Annotated in this window: 17 protein-coding genes; 6 read left to right on the top strand and 11 right to left on the bottom strand. The window is 60.8% G+C overall.

Going from position 1 to position 17,351, the window contains the following annotated elements; all coding sequences use genetic code 11:
• Nucleotides 1–23: 23 nt before the first annotated feature.
• From AF337_RS03730 to AF337_RS03720, 3 genes are all read right to left on the bottom strand, one after another.
• The gene (locus AF337_RS03730; RefSeq protein WP_049731118.1) at nt 24–1,172 is read right to left on the bottom strand and encodes an ABC transporter ATP-binding protein; all 1,149 of its coding nucleotides are present in this window, start codon (nt 1,170–1,172) and stop codon (nt 24–26) included.
• A 317-nt stretch (nt 1,173–1,489) separates the two neighbouring features.
• Nucleotides 1,490–2,431, bottom strand: coding sequence for a PfkB family carbohydrate kinase (locus tag AF337_RS03725; protein WP_049731117.1), 942 nt, complete (start codon nt 2,429–2,431; stop codon nt 1,490–1,492).
• Between the two features lie 3 nt (nt 2,432–2,434).
• A complete protein-coding gene (locus AF337_RS03720) occupies nt 2,435–3,235 on the bottom strand; it encodes a beta/alpha barrel domain-containing protein (protein WP_049731116.1) in 801 nt (266 codons plus the stop codon).
• 248 nt (nt 3,236–3,483) lie between these two features.
• Here AF337_RS03720 and AF337_RS03715 point away from each other — a divergent pair, with 248 nt between their 5' ends.
• A complete protein-coding gene (locus tag AF337_RS03715) occupies nt 3,484–4,245 on the top strand; it encodes a DeoR/GlpR family DNA-binding transcription regulator (protein WP_049731115.1) in 762 nt (253 codons plus the stop codon).
• A 79-nt stretch (nt 4,246–4,324) separates the two neighbouring features.
• On the opposite strand, the gene AF337_RS03710 is transcribed toward AF337_RS03715, so the two are convergent.
• Nucleotides 4,325–5,143 (bottom strand): sugar phosphate isomerase/epimerase family protein, encoded by an 819-nt coding sequence (locus AF337_RS03710; RefSeq protein ID WP_049731146.1) that lies wholly within the window; start codon nt 5,141–5,143, stop codon nt 4,325–4,327.
• Nucleotides 5,144–5,406: 263 nt separating this feature from the next.
• On the opposite strand from AF337_RS03710, the gene AF337_RS03705 reads away from it, so the two are divergent.
• The gene (locus AF337_RS03705) at nt 5,407–6,543 is read left to right on the top strand and encodes a Gfo/Idh/MocA family protein (protein WP_049731114.1); all 1,137 of its coding nucleotides are present in this window, start codon (nt 5,407–5,409) and stop codon (nt 6,541–6,543) included.
• Nucleotides 6,540–7,475, top strand: a complete 936-nt coding sequence (locus AF337_RS03700; RefSeq protein WP_049731113.1) for an alpha/beta hydrolase — start codon at nt 6,540–6,542, stop codon at nt 7,473–7,475. Before AF337_RS03705 ends, AF337_RS03700 begins: the two co-directional genes overlap by 4 nt.
• 20 nt (nt 7,476–7,495) lie before the next feature.
• Here the strand turns inward: AF337_RS03700 and AF337_RS03695 are convergent, their stop codons facing one another.
• Nucleotides 7,496–8,530 (bottom strand): LacI family DNA-binding transcriptional regulator, encoded by a 1,035-nt coding sequence (locus AF337_RS03695; RefSeq protein ID WP_049731112.1) that lies wholly within the window; start codon nt 8,528–8,530, stop codon nt 7,496–7,498.
• Between the two features lie 372 nt (nt 8,531–8,902).
• On the opposite strand from AF337_RS03695, the gene AF337_RS03690 reads away from it, so the two are divergent.
• From AF337_RS03690 to AF337_RS03680, 3 genes are all read left to right on the top strand, one after another.
• Nucleotides 8,903–10,150, top strand: coding sequence for an ABC transporter substrate-binding protein (locus tag AF337_RS03690; protein ID WP_049731111.1), 1,248 nt, complete (start codon nt 8,903–8,905; stop codon nt 10,148–10,150).
• Nucleotides 10,151–10,303: 153 nt separating this feature from the next.
• Nucleotides 10,304–11,242: a carbohydrate ABC transporter permease gene (locus tag AF337_RS03685; protein WP_049731110.1), complete on the top strand. Its 939-nt coding sequence runs from the start codon at nt 10,304–10,306 to the stop codon at nt 11,240–11,242.
• Nucleotides 11,243–11,247: 5 nt separating this feature from the next.
• The gene (locus AF337_RS03680; RefSeq protein WP_049731109.1) at nt 11,248–12,090 is read left to right on the top strand and encodes a carbohydrate ABC transporter permease; all 843 of its coding nucleotides are present in this window, start codon (nt 11,248–11,250) and stop codon (nt 12,088–12,090) included.
• A 41-nt stretch (nt 12,091–12,131) separates the two neighbouring features.
• Here the strand turns inward: AF337_RS03680 and AF337_RS03675 are convergent, their stop codons facing one another.
• Genes AF337_RS03675 through ugpA form a run of 6 tightly spaced genes read right to left on the bottom strand, consistent with a single transcriptional unit; the run spans nt 12,132 to nt 17,316 of the window.
• Nucleotides 12,132–12,929 carry an HAD-IIB family hydrolase gene (locus tag AF337_RS03675; protein ID WP_049731108.1) on the bottom strand — a complete coding sequence of 266 codons (798 nt, stop codon included), beginning with the start codon at nt 12,927–12,929 and terminating at the stop codon, nt 12,132–12,134.
• A complete protein-coding gene (locus AF337_RS03670; protein ID WP_049731107.1) occupies nt 12,926–13,711 on the bottom strand; it encodes a DeoR/GlpR family DNA-binding transcription regulator in 786 nt (261 codons plus the stop codon). Before AF337_RS03670 ends, AF337_RS03675 begins: the two co-directional genes overlap by 4 nt.
• A gap of 9 nt (nt 13,712–13,720) precedes the next feature.
• The gene (locus AF337_RS03665) at nt 13,721–14,470 is read right to left on the bottom strand and encodes a glycerophosphoryl diester phosphodiesterase (RefSeq protein ID WP_049731106.1); all 750 of its coding nucleotides are present in this window, start codon (nt 14,468–14,470) and stop codon (nt 13,721–13,723) included.
• A gap of 52 nt (nt 14,471–14,522) precedes the next feature.
• Nucleotides 14,523–15,569: a sn-glycerol-3-phosphate import ATP-binding protein UgpC gene (locus tag AF337_RS03660; RefSeq protein ID WP_049731105.1), complete on the bottom strand. Its 1,047-nt coding sequence runs from the start codon at nt 15,567–15,569 to the stop codon at nt 14,523–14,525.
• Nucleotide 15,570: 1 nt separating this feature from the next.
• Entirely contained in the window at nt 15,571–16,419 is an 849-nt protein-coding gene (gene ugpE, locus AF337_RS03655) for a sn-glycerol-3-phosphate ABC transporter permease UgpE (protein ID WP_049731104.1), read from the bottom strand.
• Nucleotides 16,420–16,431: 12 nt separating this feature from the next.
• A complete protein-coding gene (gene ugpA, locus AF337_RS03650; RefSeq protein ID WP_049731103.1) occupies nt 16,432–17,316 on the bottom strand; it encodes a sn-glycerol-3-phosphate ABC transporter permease UgpA in 885 nt (294 codons plus the stop codon).
• Nucleotides 17,317–17,351 lie beyond the last annotated feature (35 nt).

Raw genomic sequence — 17,351 nt, 5'->3', positions numbered from 1 at the left:
ACCCGCCTGCCGGCTCTGCCTCGTCAGTTCAAAGCCATGTGTGTTTGAGGATGGAAAAAATGAAGTTTCGCCGGGTCGATTGCCAGATTGATCGATTGGCCTGTTTCGACCGTGCTGACAGCTTCGAAGCGGGCAACGGCGTTGGCGGCACCGCTCAAGTCTTCGACGGCATCGGGGTCGCCCGAGTCGATCCGAACCGCGTCAATCTTCAAATGCACGATCAACTCGGAGCCAAGCTCCTCTATCGACTTCACGACAACCGGGATCGTCGGATAGGAGGCTCCGGAGGGCAGCTGGCTGTCATAGAGATCCTCGGGCCGAACGCCGAAGATCAATGCCTTTCCCTCGAAGGCGGAAAGACCGGGCGCCCGCTCGAAGACGCCGTCGGACAAGGGGATGGAAAAACCCGGCAAATGGATTCGCATACCCTCCAGACGCCCCTCGAAAAGGTTCATCGACGGCGAGCCGATGAAGCCGGCGACGAAGGCATTGACCGGGCGGTGATATAGGGCCTTGGGCGTGTCCACCTGCTGAAGCACGCCGCCCTTCAGCACGGCGATACGGTCGCCCATGGTCAGGGCTTCGGTCTGGTCGTGCGTCACGTAGATCGTCGTCACCCCCAATTGTCGCTGCAGGCTTGCGATTTCGGCGCGCATCTGAACACGCAGCTTGGCATCGAGGTTGGAGAGCGGTTCGTCCATCAGGAATGCCGCGGGCTCACGGACCATGGCGCGCCCCATCGCGACACGCTGGCGCTGGCCGCCGGAAAGCTGGGCGGGCTTGTTGCCGAGCAGGGTTTCCAGCTGCAGGATCTTGGCAATCTCGTGCACGCGCTTGGTTCGCTCGGCCTTGCTCTTTCCCGCCAGCTTCATCGAAAAGGCGATGTTGTCGAACACGGTCATGTGCGGATAAAGAGCATAGCTCTGAAAGACCATGGCAATGTCCCGGTCCTTGGGCGCAAGATCGACGACGTCCTGACCGCCGATGCTCAAGGTTCCGCTGCTGATCTCCTCAAGCCCGGCAATCATGCGGAGCGCCGTCGATTTTCCGCATCCGGACGGACCGACCAGAATCAGAAACTCGCCGTCATGAATCGTCAGGCTCAGATCCTTGATCGCATGGTAGCTGTTTCCGTAGGTCTTGCAGATTTTGTCCAGTACAACCACAGCCACGTCTCATCCTCCCGTATCAATCCGCTCACGTCTTCGACCGGCGCTCCCCGCCACCTCCGATCCTTTCGATAAGAAGGCTCAGGCCTGAGCTTTAAAGTCAACAGAAGAATCGAGGTGATTTCGCCATACGTTATCTATGTGTCAGCATATCATATTGAAATTGTTCACATTAATTCAATTTATTTGCGCGCTAATATTTTTTTACGCGCGTAATTTTTATAGCCGGTACGGCAGCTGTTGAAGGCTCTTTCAAACCCTACGATCGGCGTGTGGTTCCGCTCGGGCGGCCAACAAGGTCGACACCTATCAACGGCGCGCTAATCGTGACATCCCGGCATCGGGCGCGGCGCCGGTGCATTTTCCCCTGCCATCCATGCCAGGCAGGTCCGGTTGTCCGGCAGGCCCCTGCGCCCTCCCCGCGCGGTCACGGAAATGGCGGCAGCCGCTGTGGCATAGGCTACGCAATCAAGCGGGCTCTTTCCCTCGGCAAGGGCAAGAGCATAGGCGCCGTGAAAGCAGTCGCCGGCGCCGGTCGTGTCCACCGCTTGAACCTGATAGGCCGGCAAATGCCACCGGGTGGGATCGCCTTTCTGACGAAGGCAGGTCCCTCGTTCGCCATCGGTCAGCACGACAGCGGACCGCTCCGCTGACCAGAGTTTCTCCAGAATGGTCGCCGGATCACCTTCACCGGTATACTCCCTGGCGAAAGCGAGCGGCAGCACCAGATGGTCGGCGCAGGCGAGGAGCCGGTCCGTCTCGGCACCGACCGTCCATTCGATATCGGCTATCACGGCAAGGCCAAGAGCGCGCGCCCGTGCCACCACCCTTTCCGAGTGTACGGCATAGCCATCGATCAGCAGGACCGGGGCCTGCATCAAAACATCGTCGGGCAGTGCATCCGACGTCCCGTGCAGCACATCGTCGTCATAGGCTATGAACCGGTCGCCGTCAGGACCGACGGTGATCACCGAGCGGATCGGCGCGGCAGCGGCATGGCGCGGCGCCAGGGATATGTCGACGCCCTCGCGCTCGAGCTCGGTGCCGGCCGGATCGGCTGCGGGATCCTCGCCGAGCCAGCCGATGAAGCCGGCGCGCCCACCAAGCCTGGCGACAGCGACAAGGGCCGTCGCCACGTTGCCGCCATGGTCCATGGCCCGCTTGGTCACCTTTCCCTTGCCGGCCGAAAGCCCCCGATCGACATAGATGATGTCATCGATGGCAAGGGCGCCGAAGCCCAGAACCTGGAGCGGGCGCGACACGTCTCAAGCGCCGGCAGCCGCCAGCGCCTCCTCCGGCGCCATGCCTTTATGAATGACGAATTTGAAGGCTCGTGCGGCCATGGTCGTATCGCCGTGGCCCCAGAGGTTGCGGCCGACGACCGCGCCCTTGGCGCCGGCGCGCAAGGCTTCCGATGTCTGGACGAGCGCGCCAAGCAGCGTATCGGTCTTCGGGCCGCCGGCAATCACCACCGGGACCGGGCAGGTCGCGACGGTCTCGCGGAAGGATTCGAAATCTCCGGTATAGCCGACCTTGATCACGTCGACGCCGGCTTCGAAACCGATGCGCACCGCATAGGCGATTTCATCCGGGGTGAAGACGATCTTGCCGCCGTCGGAGAAATCACGGGGATAGACATGGGCAACGACCGGCATCTCGTAGCGGGCGGCGGCGTTGACCGTATCGGTCAGCCAGCGGATATACTCTCCCTCGGTGGCGCCGCGCACCGGAATGGCGACGGCCAGAGCGTCCGCACCATAACGCACCGCGTCTTCCGGGGTGGCAATGAGCTGGCGAATCCTGTCGTCAGCGGTGAAGCAGCCGCCCTGAATGACGAGGGCCGCCTTTCCGGCATAATCCGACCAGAGGTGACGCGCAGCGCCGGGCTGGATGCTGATGTAGTCGGGGCCACCCGCCATGACGCGTCTCAGCGCGCCCGGCAGATCGGCAAGCCCGCCCTCACGAACATTGCCGTAACCGACAAAATGATCGACCGCGCCCCCGAACAGATGCCCCGATGGGTTCGAGAACAGGCGTGCGAGGCGGACTTTGGTTCCGAGACCCATGGCGATGTTTCCTTTGCGATTGCGGCGTTGCGAGTGCCGGCGTCGTTGTTGAGAAAATCCTAACTCGAAAACAAACAAATGTTCAATATTTCGAATTCTTTCGTTTTCACGCGGAAAGAGAATTTTTGACGTGCATTTTTTGCCCGCTAGGGCTATTTGTGGGGCACAGGCCGCGCCATCAGACGGCTGTCTTTCGTTTTTCAAAAGTCGCCTTATCGCAACGAGGCGCGCGGCAGCCGGGATCGCACATGCTTGCAGAACAGAGGCGGCAGCAGATCATGCTGGAACTTCAACGGGTCGGTCAGGCCCGCACCCGCCAGCTCGCGGAATTCTTCGAGGTTTCGGAAGTCACGATCCGCTCCGATCTCGAAATCATGGACGCGAAGAAGCAGCTGATCAAAACGCATGGCGGGGCAATCGCCCTGCCGTCCGACTCGCCGGCCGCAGCCTTCGAGGAGCGCATGCAGCGCAATTTCGATGCGAAGCGGCGCATTGCCCAGATGGCCGCGCGGCAGATCATCGACAACCAGTCGATCGTCTTCGACAGCGGCTCGACACTGCTGCAGGTGGCCATGCAGATGCCGCCGGTCAACAACGTCGTGGTGGCGACGACGGCGATGAACATCGCCCAGCATCTGATGTACCGGCCGGGGCTCGACGTGCACATGATCGGCGGCCGGGTGTTTCCCAGCACCGTCAGCACGATCGTTTCGGATTCCGACAAGGCGGTCGGCGGGCTCGTCGCCCACCAGGCCTTTGTCAGCGCCCACGCGATCGATCAGGCCTTCGACGTCGTCGATGTCTCCGAGGATATTGCGCGGACCAAGCGCAACCTGGTTCGTATGGCCCGGCGCGTTGTGCTGGTGGCGGATTCGAGCAAGTTCGACATCGGCGCCTCCTCCAAAGCCTTCTCGCTGTCGCGCGTCGATCTGATCATCACCGACAGCAACATGCCGCACAGCATCCGCAACCGGCTGGACAAGCTCGGCGTGGAGGTGCGCTACGCGTGACGGGCAGGCAGCCTCCCAGCTGAGAAAAGTTTGGGCGCGCGCGAAAGGTTTTCGGCCGAGGCCGGGGACACGAAGTCGCCTAAAACCCCAGCCCTCGAAGCGTCTCGCGATTCTTGCGAACGGCCGCGGCCGGATCGGTTCCGGCATGGTCCGACTCTTCCTCCACCACGATCCAGCCGGTGAACTCCGGCGCCGCCCGAACGGCCGAAATCACGGCGGGCACGTCGCAGACGCCTTCGCCGAGCATCGCCCAAATCCCCCCGGCGTCGACATCCTTCAGATGCACGTAGCGGATGCGGTCACGATAGGCCGAAAGCGTCTCGCCGATCTCCTGGCCGCCACGCAGGATATGGCCGGTATCCGGCACCCAACCCACGCGTGGGTCGAGGAGGGCAAACAGCCGGTCATAGTCGTCGCGGGTGAAGAGCAGCGTATTGTGGTGCGAGGAAGGGTGGACGGCAACGGCGACGCCGGCCGACCGTCCGATCTCGGTCGCGCGATTATAGCACTCCGCCGCGATGGCGAACTTCTCCTCACGCGGGCCATCCGAAACGACCGTGGCCGATCCCATCGAGACCATCGCACCGGGAAAATTCGCCGCGAAATCCACCCATCGCCGGGCCGTCTCCAGATCGGAGGCGAGCTTTTCCGTCACCGTGAAGCCGCTGGCCGAGCCGAAGGCAAAGGAAACCAGCGTTAAACCGGCCTCCGCAAGAGTCCGGGCAAAGTCGCCGGGCTTGAGCGCGTAGTGACCGATCATCGTGTCGGTGATTTCGAGACCGGCATATCCGCCATCGGCGATGGCGCGCACCAGATCGTCCGGCCCGCCGCTCCACCCCTTGCCCAGCATCTCCCAGGTGAATGTCTGGCAGCCGATCTTCAGCGCAGCATCGTGCATATCTTGGTCCTGACCTATTCTTTGGTGACAGCCGATATCGAAGCCGGAGCCTCCGCGCCGGCGATCGTCACGCCACCGGTATCCGGCATTGCCGAAAAGCATTCTTCGAGAAGGGGGCGCTTCCCTCGGGGAATTGCGACGCCTCCCAACGTCTTGTCATTTCGTAGGGGAAAATGTTAGCGTGCGTCAACATAATTTATTCCTCGCGAATTCAACGTGCATCCGCGGCTCTGCGGGCAGGGAACGGCAAGGTCAGGTTTTCAATGACACAGACACTCAGGATCGGTGTTGTGGGATGCGGCAGCATTTCGCTCGCCTATATGCGCAACGCGTCGCTGTTTCGCGGCGTCGAAATCACCGCCTGTGCGGATCTTAATGCGGACGCCGCCAAGCGCCGCGCGGCCGAGTTCAATCTGCGGGCGGCCGACGTCGACGCCCTCATCGACGACAGGAACATCGACCTGATCCTCAACCTGACGATCCCGGCTGCCCATTTCGACGTCTCGATGCGGGCGCTGTCGGCGGGCAAACATGTCTTCACCGAAAAGCCGCTCGGCGTCACGGCCGCGGAAGGCCGCCTGTTGGTGAGCGCGGCTGCCGAAAGCGGCCTCATGCTCGGTTCGGCGCCGGACACCTTCCTGGGGGCGGCCGGACGCCATGCCCGGCGGCAGATGGAAGCCGGCGCCATCGGCCGGCCGGTAACCGGAACGGCCTTCATGATGGGCCGCGGCATGGAGCATTGGCATCCGGACCCCAGCTTCTACTACCAGGCCGGCGCAGGCCCGGTGATGGACATGGGCCCCTATTACCTGACGATGATGGTCAATCTCATGGGGCCAATCCGCCGGGTGCAGGCCGTCGCCACAAGCGGGCAGGAGGAGCGGCTCATCACCGCCGAAGGGCCGAAACAGGGCACCACGTTCAAAGTCGGCACACCGACCAGCGTGCTTTCGCTGCTGGAGTTTGATTGCGGCGCCACCGTGACCTTCGGCACCTCCTGGGACGTCTTCCGCCACTCCAACCATCCGATCGAACTGCACGGCACCGAAGGTTCGCTGCGCCTGCCGGACCCCGACAATTTCGGCGGCCCTATCGCGCTCTCCAGCCGTGGTGCGCCCTGGGAGGAAACCGATACGTCAGGCGCACTCTTCGGCGCCGTCAACTGGCCGATCGCAGCACCTGATCGTGCCAACTATCGCATGCTTGGCCTTGCCGATCTCGCCCGCGCCATCATCGAGGGCCGGACGCCGCGCGCTTCGGGGGATCTCGCGCTGCATGTGCTCGACGTCATGGAAGCAATCCTGCGGGCAGGTGAAACCGGTGTCGCTCAGACCATTCCGGATACTGTCGCCCAGCCGAGCGAATTGCGGGAAGACGAAGCAAGGAGCCTGCTCGCATGACGCAGCTGGATGAATCCGCAAGACGCGCACTGGCGTGGCCTGGCGATCCGCAGGAGCCGGTGGAAAACTGCACGCCGGCGCTGGCGCGGCAACAATATCTGGACGGTTTCGCAGACACCCAGTGGCCGCTCGAGGATGTGGCCGAGGTATCGGAGAAGCATGCCGGCGCAATCCGAGTGAAGATATGGCGCGGCTGCACGGCGCCGCGCGAGCAGGCCCCCGCCTTGCTTTATCTCCATGGCGGCGGCTTTGTGATCGGCGCGCCGGAAACCCATGAGGACATCTGCCGGACGCTTGCCAATAAGATTGGCGCGATCGTGATCTCGCCCGACTATCGCCTCGCCCCGGAGCATCCCTTTCCGGCAGCGATCGAAGATTGCGCAGCCACGCTCATCTGGATGAGGGATCAGGCAGACGCCCTCGGCATCGATCCGGCACGAATTATCGTTGGCGGCGATAGTGCCGGCGGAAATCTCGCCGCCGTCATCGCCCTTTTGGCGCGGGACGGAGAGGTGCCTGATGTCATCGGGCAGGTGCTGATCTATCCGGTGACCGACCAGTTGCAGGCAAGCGACAGCTACATGCGCTATGCAGAGGGTTTCGGCCTGACGGCAGCGGCGATGCGATGGTTCCGGGATCACTATCTGCCGGTGACGGCAAGCCGCTCCGACTGGCGGGCCTCGCCGCTTCGCGCGGCATCGCTCGCCGGCGTGGCGCCGGCCTTCGTGATCCTTGCCGGCCACGACGTGCTGTTCGACGAAGGCGCGCTTTATGCCGAGCGGCTCAATTCGGAAGCCCGGGCGACAAGCCGGACCTGGCCCGGACAGATCCATGGCTTCGTCTCGAAGAGACGGGCCATTCCCGAGGCGCAGGACGCGCTCGACGCCATTGCAACGGCATGGCGCACGATGGACCCGGCGCTCACGCGTTGAACCGTAACCGGCACCCGGCCTCAAGCCGAGTCGCGCATCACCAGTGTTGCTTCCAGGATGACCCTGTTCGTTGAAGGGGTCGTACCCTCGTCTTCGCTTTCGATATGAGACAGCAGAAGCTCAACGGATTTGGCAGCGATCTCCGGCGCGTTCTGGGCCATCGTCGTCAGCGACGGGCAGGTATATCGGCTGAGCGGGTGATCGTCGTGCCCGGCGATGCGAACATCGCAGCCGTCGCCGCGGCCGATTTTCAGGCCGGAAGCGAAGGCCGCCGCCATGGCGCCGAAAGCGAAGCGGTCGTTGGCGCAGAGCAGGGTTTTGCCGGGCAGGCTGCCACGCGCAAGAATTCTCTGCATCTGCTCGTATCCCAGGCGCTCGAACTCCCAGGACGGCGGCGCCTCGCAATCGATGACCAGCGGTGCATGCCCTTCCCTTGCCATCGTCGCACGGTAGCTGGCCTGCCGCTCGCCGGCGTTTTCCGTCAGATGCGGAATTTCCAGGAATATCGGCGGCTCACCGGACCGGCAGAGATATTGCACAATGGCTGCCATGCTTTGGGCGTTGTCGTTGCCGACATAGGGAAGATCGCCGCTGGCCGGATTGTCGAAGCAGACGACAGGGATGGCGTCCTTCAGTCTTTCCAGCGCGGAACGGCGTGAGCCGGCCCCGAGCGGCGCCACGATCGCGCCGGCAACCTTCAGCGACAGCAAGGTCCGCACCGCCTCCGCCTCCAGCTCCGGCCGCGTATGCGACGAGATCTGGACCGGCCAGAATCCCTTGTCGCGCAACTCCAGCTCGATCAGCGACACGACCTGCACATAGAAGGGATCCGACATGGTCGGGACCAGGATCCCGATATTTCTGGTCCGTTTGCGGTTGAGATGCCGCGCGAACAGGTTCGGCTCGAAATTCGACTTCTTGAGAGCCGCCTCGATACGCTTGCGGGTCACCTCCTTGATCTGCGAGGGATCATTGAAATATTTCGACAGCGTCGGACGCGACACGCCAGAAGCGGTCGCGAAATCATCCATCGATTTATAACTCTTCTTGGCCATTCAGTTCCTTAACGACGGGATGATCACGCTGGATCCAATTGATATCGCATTGGCGGCGCTGCCTTTCTAAACACGAAATAGTCGCCTCCATCCGCCCATTCCCCTCCTATGCCGGCGGTTGCAAACTTTCATTTGTTTACGAAAGTAAAGAAAAAATGCATCACAAGCAATACAAATTCTGCGAAAAAACATCGGCCGCAATATCGTATAATACGCTTTCTTATCAGTTGCTTAGAAAGTCAGACATCGTCCATGCCGCCGTCAATTTTTTTCTGCACCGCATTTCTTCATTGACAGACAGGCGCCTCAGGGAACCTAATTTGCCTACGGTCTTGAGGAGGATCGATCACTGAAAATCTATGGGAGGCACAGATGAATATCAGAAAATTCAGCGTGACCATGCGGGCTGCCGTGGCGGTGTGGGCGCTTTGCGCCAGCTCGGCATTTGCCGACACCACCATCGAGTTCATTCAATGGTGGGAACCCGAAATGCCCTCCGGCGCGCTGCGCGGCATCATGAACGATTTCGAGGCGGCAAATCCCGGCATCAAGGTGACGCTCGTCAGCGGTCCCTATGCCACGACCCGTGACCAGATCGTCGTCGGCGCCGCCTCCGGGACCTTAAGCGACGTCGTCGGCCTGGATGGCGCCTGGGTCAACGGGCTCTCCAAGCAGGGCGCGATCGCCTCCATGGACGAATTGATGGAGAAGGCGAAATACGAAAAGAGCCAGATCACCGATATCGTCAAGGTCGACGGCAAGAGCGTGATGTTCCCGCTGGCATCTTTCGTCTACCCCGTCTTCGTCAACCTCGATATCGCCAAGGCGTCGGGTGTCGACAAGCTGCCGGCCACGCGCACGGAATTCGCCGAAGCCGCCAAGAAGATGACCGACGCGTCAAAGAACCAGTATGGCTGGGTTCTGCCGCTGTCGCTGCAGTCTCCGAGCGGAATCCAGAACGACGTGATGTCCTGGGTCTGGGCCTCCGGCGCCTCGATGATGAAGGACGGCAAGCCTGACCTCGAAAATGACGCCGTCGTCGGCACGCTCGACTATCTGGCTTCCCTCAACAAGGACGGCGTTATTTCTCCCGGCATTTTCGCCAAGAAGGAACAGGACAAGGTCGAGGAATTCGTCAACGGCCGCGTCGGCATGATGGTCGATTCCCTCGCGCACGTGAATCTCATCCGTGAGCGCAATCCGAAGCTCAAATTCGGCATCTCCGCCTTGCCGGCCACCGACGGCTATACCGGCAAACGCGGCATGCCCTATGCGTCCTGGGGCATCGGCATCAGCGAGGGCAGCAAGCACAAGGAAGAAGCCTGGAAGCTGGTGGAATACCTGATGAGCCCCGACGTCAACGGCCGCCTGGTGTCGATTGCCAATGCCTTCCCCGGCAATGTCCATGCCAAGCCGGACTTCGTGGCATCGGACCCGATCTTCGCCGAAGCTTTCAAAATCTTCCAGAGCGGCTATCCTGCCAACGAATTCGTCGGCCTTCCGGTTGCCGAAGAGTTGATGCGCGACATGAACGTCGAAGTTCAGAAAATGTTCGACGGCGGCCAGTCGGCCAAGGACGCGGCAGCCAATACCGAGAAGGCCTGGCTCGCGAAGTTCTGATGCATGTCGCCCGGAAGTGCGCAGCGGTTCCGGGATAACGACATGCATAACACAAAGGGCTAAAGCACGTCGCTTTCACGAGATCGCCGGCAACGCGACGTGGCGCTGCCGGCGCAAGTCGTCAAATCTCGGCAGAATGGGAAGTCACAGCTCATGAATCATTCCGCTCCGGCCCTGGTGGCAGCGCAAGTCAAAGCGCGAGGGAAAAGAAGGCTTCGTTACAGCACCTTGAGGAAGCTGGTGCCGTATTTCTACGTGTCGCCGGCGACCTTTTTGCTTGTTCTGCTGATGCTGTTCCCGATGGTGATGGTCTTCAAATATTCATTGATGGACGGCGCCATCATGAAAAAGGACGCTGCATTCGCAGGCGTCCAGAATTACCTGACCATCTTCGAAAATCCGGTCTTCTGGCAGTCGGTCGGCCAGACCATGTATTTCACGATCATGAGCGTCGTCTTCCACTTCATCATCGGCCTAGCCTTCGCGCTGCTGTTGAACACCAACCGCGTCGATCCGCTGATCAGGAGCATATTGCGTGTGCTCTTCATCCTGCCGTGGCTGTTCACCGCCGTCATCATCGCCATCATCTGGCGCTTGCTGCTCGACCCGAACGGCGTCGTCAACAGCGTGCTGATGGCGCTCCGTATCATCAACTTCAAAGTCGAATGGTTCTCCTCGACCCACACCGCCATTCACGCCCTGACCTTTGCAAATATCTGGGCGGGTTATCCGCTCTACATGGTCAGCCTGCTTGCCGGCCTGCAGGGCATTTCGAAGGAGCTCTACGAGGCAGCCGGGATCGACGGCGCCAACGAGCTGGAAAAATTCTGGTACATCACCATTCCGCAGCTGATGCCGATCATCATCAGCATCGCGCTTCTCGACTTCATCTGGACGATGCAGGTTTTTCCGCTCGTCTGGATGACGACGGGCGGCGGCCCGATCTACTCTACGGAGGTGCTCTCCACCTTCACCTATAAGCTCGCCTTCTCCCAGTATGAATTTTCGCTGGCTTCGGCGAGTGCGATGATCATCCTCATCATTTCGATGAGCGTCACCTACTTCTACATCAAACACCAGCAGCGCAGGTGACCGCCATGGCAAAGCGTTCCAAGAACTCGGCCCTGCCGACTATCCTGACCTATCTCGGGCTGGCGGTCGGCCTCATCTTTTCGACCTTCCCGATCGTCTGGATGTTTTTCAGCTCGCTGAAATCGAACACGGAAATCTTCGCCCTTCCACCGCGGCTTCTGCCGGAGGATTTCACCGTGGCCGCCTATCTGACGATCTTCAACGATCCGGTGAAGGTGCGCTTCTTCATCAATAGCTACTTCGTCGCCGGCGTCGTCACCTGCCTGACCCTCGTCATCGCCATCCTGACCGCCTATGGATTCAGCCGCTACTCGTTCCGCTTCAAGAACACCTTGAACATCTTCATCATCAGCACCCAGACCGTTCCGCCGATCACGCTTCTCATCCCCTATTTCGGCATGGTCGTCGCCTTCAGGATCTTCGATACCTATCTGGCACTGATCCTCACCTATATGGTCTTCACGCTGCCTTACGCGGTCCTGCTGATGACAGGCTACCTCAACACCTTGCCGAAGGAATTGGACGAGGCCGTCCTTGTCGACGGCGGCTCGAGCTGGACGGCACTTTGGCGCGTCATCGTGCCCGTCTCCATTCCCGGGATCGTCGCCACCGCGGTTTACACCTTTCTGCTGGCGTGGAACGAATTTCTCTTCGCCCTAACGCTGACAAAGTCGATGGATCTCAGAACCGTTCCGATCGGCATCCAGTTGCTGATGGGCCAGCATGCTTTCGAATGGAATGAAATGATGGCGATGAGCGTGCTCGGCTCCCTCCCCCTGCTGGTGCTGTACCTAGTTGCCCAACGCTATTTCCTGGCGGGCATGACCGCCGGCTCGGTCAAAAGCTGAGGTGGGACCAATTCGTCTTAAGCATTGATATCCGCCACGGCTTATTGCGAAACTTCGCGGACCGCGTGCAGGATCGAGCGGGCAATATCGGCAAAGCCAAGTCCGGCGGGCTGCGAGGAGACCCACTTGGGCGCGAATTGCAGCTGCGGTAGGACCGGGATGATATTGTTGACCCCGAAGGAATTGCGGATAAAGCCGAACATCGGCGCGTCGTTTCGAGAGTCGCCGACGAAGGCAGTCGCGGTGGGCGTCTCGGTCGGATCGACACCAAACAGGCCGGTTAGAACCCGCTCGCTCATCGATCGCTTGTTGTAGTCGCCGATCCAGGTGTTGATGTGGATGGAGCTGATCGCCACCGTTCCGCCCATGGCCCTGATGCTGGACGCCAGATCCTCGACCTCGTGCGGATCGTGACCCTGTATGTCGATCGCGACATCCGCCAGCCGGAAGACCTGGTCGTGGGCGATCCTGAACGGCCTGCTCTTTTGCGTGATCAGCGCTTTGATCGCCTGCAGATGCCGGCGTTGGCGCTCGCCCTGCAGGGTGCCGTCTTCCCAATAGTCGAAGACGACGTCGCCATCCCGGCGGGTGACGCAATATGCGCCGCTTTCGCCGATGACAGCGGCCACCGGCCAGGCGCGGACGATATGTTCGCACCAGCCGGCAGAGCCGCCCGTGACCGGCACGACGGCAATGCCGGCCCGGCTGAGATCCCACAGAGCCTCATAGGTCTGCGGCAGAAGTTTGCCCTCTGTCGTCAGCGTATCGTCGATATCGGTGAACAGGTAACGCACATCCTGCAGCTCCCGCACTGATGGCGCCAGGTCCACGTAGCTCATGTCGTCTCCTCGCTGCATGTCACCACGTCCAACCCGCTTTCGGCGAGAGCATTGGCGGCCGACGCTTCGCCGGGCAGCCGATCCGTGTAGAAACGGGTGAGTTTGCTGAACGGCGCAACCCGCACGGAGGCGGTGCGCGTCCACTTGCTGACGTCTGCGGCGAGGATCTGCGTTTGTGAATTTTCAAGAAGCGCGTTGGTGATCTGGGCCTCGCTGTAGCTGAAATCCATCAGGCCGGTGAGCGGGCTCAGAGCGCCTGCGCCGACCACGGCGTGGGTTGCATAGAATTTTTCAACAAACCGGATCACATCCGTGCCGACCACGTCGCGGTCATCGTGACGCAAAAGACCGCCGGTCAAATGGACCTCGACACTCGGGGCGTCGCACAGGCTCAAGGCGACGTGGATGTTGTTGGTGATCACCGTCAAACCCTGGTGATCGCGCAACGCGTCGGCAACGAATTGCACCGTGCTGCCGATCCCGAGGAACACCGTCGCCTCGGCGCCGATGTCGGCGGCCACGCGCCGTGCGATCAGGCGCTTGGCCCGCCGGTTGAGCTGGGCGCGGGCGTTGAGCGAGATGTTGCTGCCCTCGACCGGCAGATCGACGCCGCCATGGAAGCGGCGCGCGTGTCCCAGATCGCATAAGCCATTGATATCGCGACGAATGGTCTGCGTCGTCAAATCGTAGCGACGTGCCAGCTCCTCGATGTACTGAACACCCTCGGTCTCGATCAGCGCAAGGATCTCGCGTTGTCGGCTCGATATGATCCGCTGCCCCATCGCCGCTCCTTAGGTGAGGTAGACACTGGGATCGTCTGTTATCACGCCGGTCAAACCCGCGTCCCAGAAAGATGCGAGCCGCTTTGGGTCGTTGCAGGTCCACGCCCGCACCTTGATGCCGCAACGGACTGCCTCTTCGAGAAACCCGATACTGAGGGCCTTATAGTCGAGATGGATGGTCGTTGCCGGGATCGACCGAAGGATATCCAGCCAATCCGCAGGCACCTTGCTCCACAGCATGGCGAGTTCGTGACTTGGATCGAGCCCATGCATTCCTTTCAGCGCAGCGGCATCAAAGCTCGAGATCATGATTCTGGTGTGCGGCGCCCGCGCCTTCAGATGCTGATCGACGATATTGACCAGTTGGCCGAGCGATTTGTGATGGGCATGCTGCTTGATCTCGACATTGGCGTTGAGGCCAAATTCGCCGAGGGCCGAAACGACCCGCGCCAGCGTCGGCAGCGGTTCACCCTTGAATTGCGGGACGAACCATGCGCCGGCGTCGATGGCCTTGAGATCCGACGCTGTGAGGTCGGCAAGACTTCCCTTTGACGACGAGCAGCGATCGATTGAAACATCGTGGATCACCACCGGGGTGCCATCGCCAAGAAGGGCAACGTCGAGTTCGACCCATTCCGCGCCTTGTTCGGCGGCTGCCCGAAAGGCAGCAACGGTATTTTCGGGCGCCACGGCAGAGGCGCCCCGATGCGCCTGAACTTCACTGCGTGGCGGGCCGGATCGTGGCTCTACGGTCGTCATCGTCTCATCTCTTTCCTCGTCTTCTGCTGGATGAAGAAATAAAAATCCTGCGTCAATCCGTGCGTTTTCCGGTATTGCTGTTAAACGGGTGCATCGCGTCAACACGGGCGAAAACGTCGATATTCGCATTCTCGGCAAAGTCCGGGCGGCCCGGTACCGTCAGGACGACTGTCCGCTGGCTCTCACCCAATCGCACATGCAGATGGCTTTCTCCGCCGATCGGCTCGAGCAGCTCGACCGTCGCATTCAGGCGAACGGTGGGCGTCGCCGGCTCGGTGACGAGCAACGCGTCGGGGCGAAGGCCGACCATGTCGGTGCCGGCAGGCAGTGCCAGGGTGCCTGCCCTGTCGGCGGCCCTGAGCACGTCGACCGGCACAAGGTTCATAGGCGGCGAGCCGATGAAGCCGGCGACAAACAAACTTGCCGGTCGATCGTAAACTGCTACGGGTGTACCGACCTGTTCGACAAGGCCGCCGTTCATCACCACCAACCGGTCCGCAAGGGTCATCGCTTCGAGCTGGTCGTGCGTGACGTAGATGCTGGTGGTCTTCAGACGCCGTTGCAGCCGGCGAATTTCGACGCGCATCTGCACCCGCAATTTGGCATCGAGATTGGAGAGCGGCTCGTCGAACAGAAAGGCGGCCGGCTCGCGGACGATGGCGCGTCCCATCGCCACACGCTGGCGCTGCCCTCCGGAGAGTTCGCGAGGTTTGCGATCCAACATCGGTCCGATTTCGAGGATCTCGGCGGCCTCCGCCACGCGGCGGTTGATTTCCGCCCGTTCGGTGCCGCGGTTTTTCAAACCGTATTCGAGATTTCCCCGCACGGTCATATGCGGATAAAGCGCATAGTTTTGAAAGACCATCGCAATGTCGCGGTCGGCCGGCTCCGCCTTGTTGACATTGCGGCCGGCAATCTCGACATCGCCTTCGCTGATCGTTTCCAGCCCGGCGACCATGCGAAGCAGGGTTGATTTGCCGCAGCCGGAAGGGCCGACGAGCACGATCAGTTCGCCATCTGCAACCGACAGGTTGATGCCTTTGACAGCCGGAACGGCACCATAGTTCTTCTTGACGTCGATGATATTGATCGTAGCCATTTCATTTCTCCGTTTCGACCAGGCCTTTGACAAAAAGGCGTTGCATGGCGACGATGACGAGGACGGGTGGCAGGGCGGCCAGAATGACCGCTGCCATCACGAGGTTCCAGCGCGGCTCGGCATCGGCAACCGCTGCCATGCGCTGAATTCCCATGACGACGGTATAGAAGCTCTGGTCGGTGGTGATGATGAGCGGCCAGAGATACTGGTTCCAGCCGAGCACGAAGAGGATGATGAACAGGGCGGCGATATTGGTGATCGACAGCGGCAGCAGAATATCGCGGAAGAACTTCATCGGCCCTGCCCCGTCGACACGGGCGGCCTCCATCAATTCGTCAGGCACCGTCAGAAAGAACTGGCGAAACAGGAAGGTCGCCGTTGCCGAGGCGATCAGCGGAATGATGAGGCCACCGTAATTGTTCAGCATTCCGAGGTCGGCGACAACCTTGTAGGTCGGCACGATGCGCACCTCGACCGGCAGCATCAGCGTGATGAAAATCATCCAGAATGCCAGGGTCCGGAACGGAAACCGGAAATAGACGATTGCAAAGGCCGAAAGGATCGAAATGGCGATCTTCCCGACGGCGACGCCGACCGCCATGATCAGCGAGTTGATCATCATCGGCCCGAGCGGCGGCGCTCCCGAGCTTGTCATGCCGGATGACAGCATCGTCGAATAGTTCTCGATGATGTGGCCTCCCGGGGTCAGCGGCACGACGCCCGACAGGAAGTCATTGGGCCCGTGGCTCGATGCGATGAAAGCGACGTAGACCGGAAACACAACGATCGTGACGCCGAGGATCAGCACAAGATGGGCCAGGAAATTCAGGAAGGGGCGATTTTCAACCATCCTTGGGCTCCCTCAATATTGCACGCGGCGTTCGATGAAGCGGAACTGCACCGCCGTCAGGGCGACGACGATCACCATCAGAATGACGGACTGCGCCGCCGACGAGCCCAGATTCAGTCCGATGAAACCGTCGAAATAGACCTTGTAGACCAGGATCTCGGTTGCGCGCGCCGGCCCGCCCTGGGTGGTCGCATGAACGATGCCGAACGTATCGAACATCGCGTAAACGATATTGATGACGATCAGATAGAAGGTCGTCGGCGAGATCAGCGGGAAGACGATCGTCCAGAAACGCTTGGTAGGCCCGGCCCCATCAATGGCGCCGGCCTCCTGAAGCGAGCGGGGCACGGACTGCAACGCAGCCAGGAAAAACAAGAAGTTATAGGATATCTGTTTCCAGGTGGCGGCGATCACGATCAGGATCATCGCGTCGTTGGGATTGATCAGATGGTTCCAATCGACGCCCATCGACCGCAGCATATAGGCGACGATGCCGATCGACGGATTGAACATGAACCACCAGAGAATACCGGCAATCGCCGGGGCGACGGCATAGGGCCAAATCAGCAGGGTCGAATAAATTCGGGAGGTGCGGAGCACGCGCATTGCCGCGGCCGCCAGGAGCAGCGCGATCGACGTCGACAGCACCGTCACGAGAATGGCGAAGATCAGCGTGTGGCCGAAGGCATTGATATAGATCGGATCGGCAAAAAGCCGACGGTAGTTTTCGAACCAGACGAAGTTCGTTTTGAAGCCGAAGGCATCCTCGCGCAGGAAGGATTGCCAGAAGGCCGTTGCCGCAGGCCAGAGAAAGAATACCACGGTCACGAAAATCTGGGGGGCAATGAGCAGGTAAGGCAAAAGCTTGTTGGGAAATACGGTCCGTTTGGTTTGCATGAGCCCTCACACTGACGGATGGGAAACGGGGACCG

The sequence above is a fragment of the Rhizobium ecuadorense genome (assembly GCF_001187535.1).
In the GTDB taxonomy this organism is placed as follows: Bacteria; Pseudomonadota; Alphaproteobacteria; order Rhizobiales; family Rhizobiaceae; genus Rhizobium; species Rhizobium ecuadorense.
This window is presented reverse-complemented; position numbering and strand designations above follow the sequence as displayed.

Excerpts from the sequence above, each read along its gene's own strand:
- AF337_RS03715 (WP_049731115.1), top strand. The coding sequence starts at position 3,484 with ATGCTTGCAGAACAGAGGCGGCAGCAGATCATGCTGGAACTTCAACGG.
- AF337_RS03680 (WP_049731109.1), top strand. The coding sequence starts at position 11,248 with ATGGCAAAGCGTTCCAAGAACTCGGCCCTGCCGACTATCCTGACCTAT.
- AF337_RS03660 (WP_049731105.1), bottom strand. The coding sequence starts at position 15,569 with ATGGCTACGATCAATATCATCGACGTCAAGAAGAACTATGGTGCCGTT.
- AF337_RS03685 (WP_049731110.1), top strand. The coding sequence starts at position 10,304 with ATGAATCATTCCGCTCCGGCCCTGGTGGCAGCGCAAGTCAAAGCGCGA.
- AF337_RS03675 (WP_049731108.1), bottom strand. The coding sequence starts at position 12,929 with ATGAGCTACGTGGACCTGGCGCCATCAGTGCGGGAGCTGCAGGATGTG.
- AF337_RS03695 (WP_049731112.1), bottom strand. The coding sequence starts at position 8,530 with ATGGCCAAGAAGAGTTATAAATCGATGGATGATTTCGCGACCGCTTCT.
- AF337_RS03665 (WP_049731106.1), bottom strand. The coding sequence starts at position 14,470 with ATGACGACCGTAGAGCCACGATCCGGCCCGCCACGCAGTGAAGTTCAG.
- AF337_RS03700 (WP_049731113.1), top strand. The coding sequence starts at position 6,540 with ATGACGCAGCTGGATGAATCCGCAAGACGCGCACTGGCGTGGCCTGGC.
- ugpE (WP_049731104.1), bottom strand. The coding sequence starts at position 16,419 with ATGGTTGAAAATCGCCCCTTCCTGAATTTCCTGGCCCATCTTGTGCTG.
- AF337_RS03720 (WP_049731116.1), bottom strand. The coding sequence starts at position 3,235 with ATGGGTCTCGGAACCAAAGTCCGCCTCGCACGCCTGTTCTCGAACCCA.
- AF337_RS03705 (WP_049731114.1), top strand. The coding sequence starts at position 5,407 with ATGACACAGACACTCAGGATCGGTGTTGTGGGATGCGGCAGCATTTCG.
- AF337_RS03690 (WP_049731111.1), top strand. The coding sequence starts at position 8,903 with ATGAATATCAGAAAATTCAGCGTGACCATGCGGGCTGCCGTGGCGGTG.
- ugpA (WP_049731103.1), bottom strand. The coding sequence starts at position 17,316 with ATGCAAACCAAACGGACCGTATTTCCCAACAAGCTTTTGCCTTACCTG.
- AF337_RS03670 (WP_049731107.1), bottom strand. The coding sequence starts at position 13,711 with ATGGGGCAGCGGATCATATCGAGCCGACAACGCGAGATCCTTGCGCTG.
- AF337_RS03710 (WP_049731146.1), bottom strand. The coding sequence starts at position 5,143 with ATGCACGATGCTGCGCTGAAGATCGGCTGCCAGACATTCACCTGGGAG.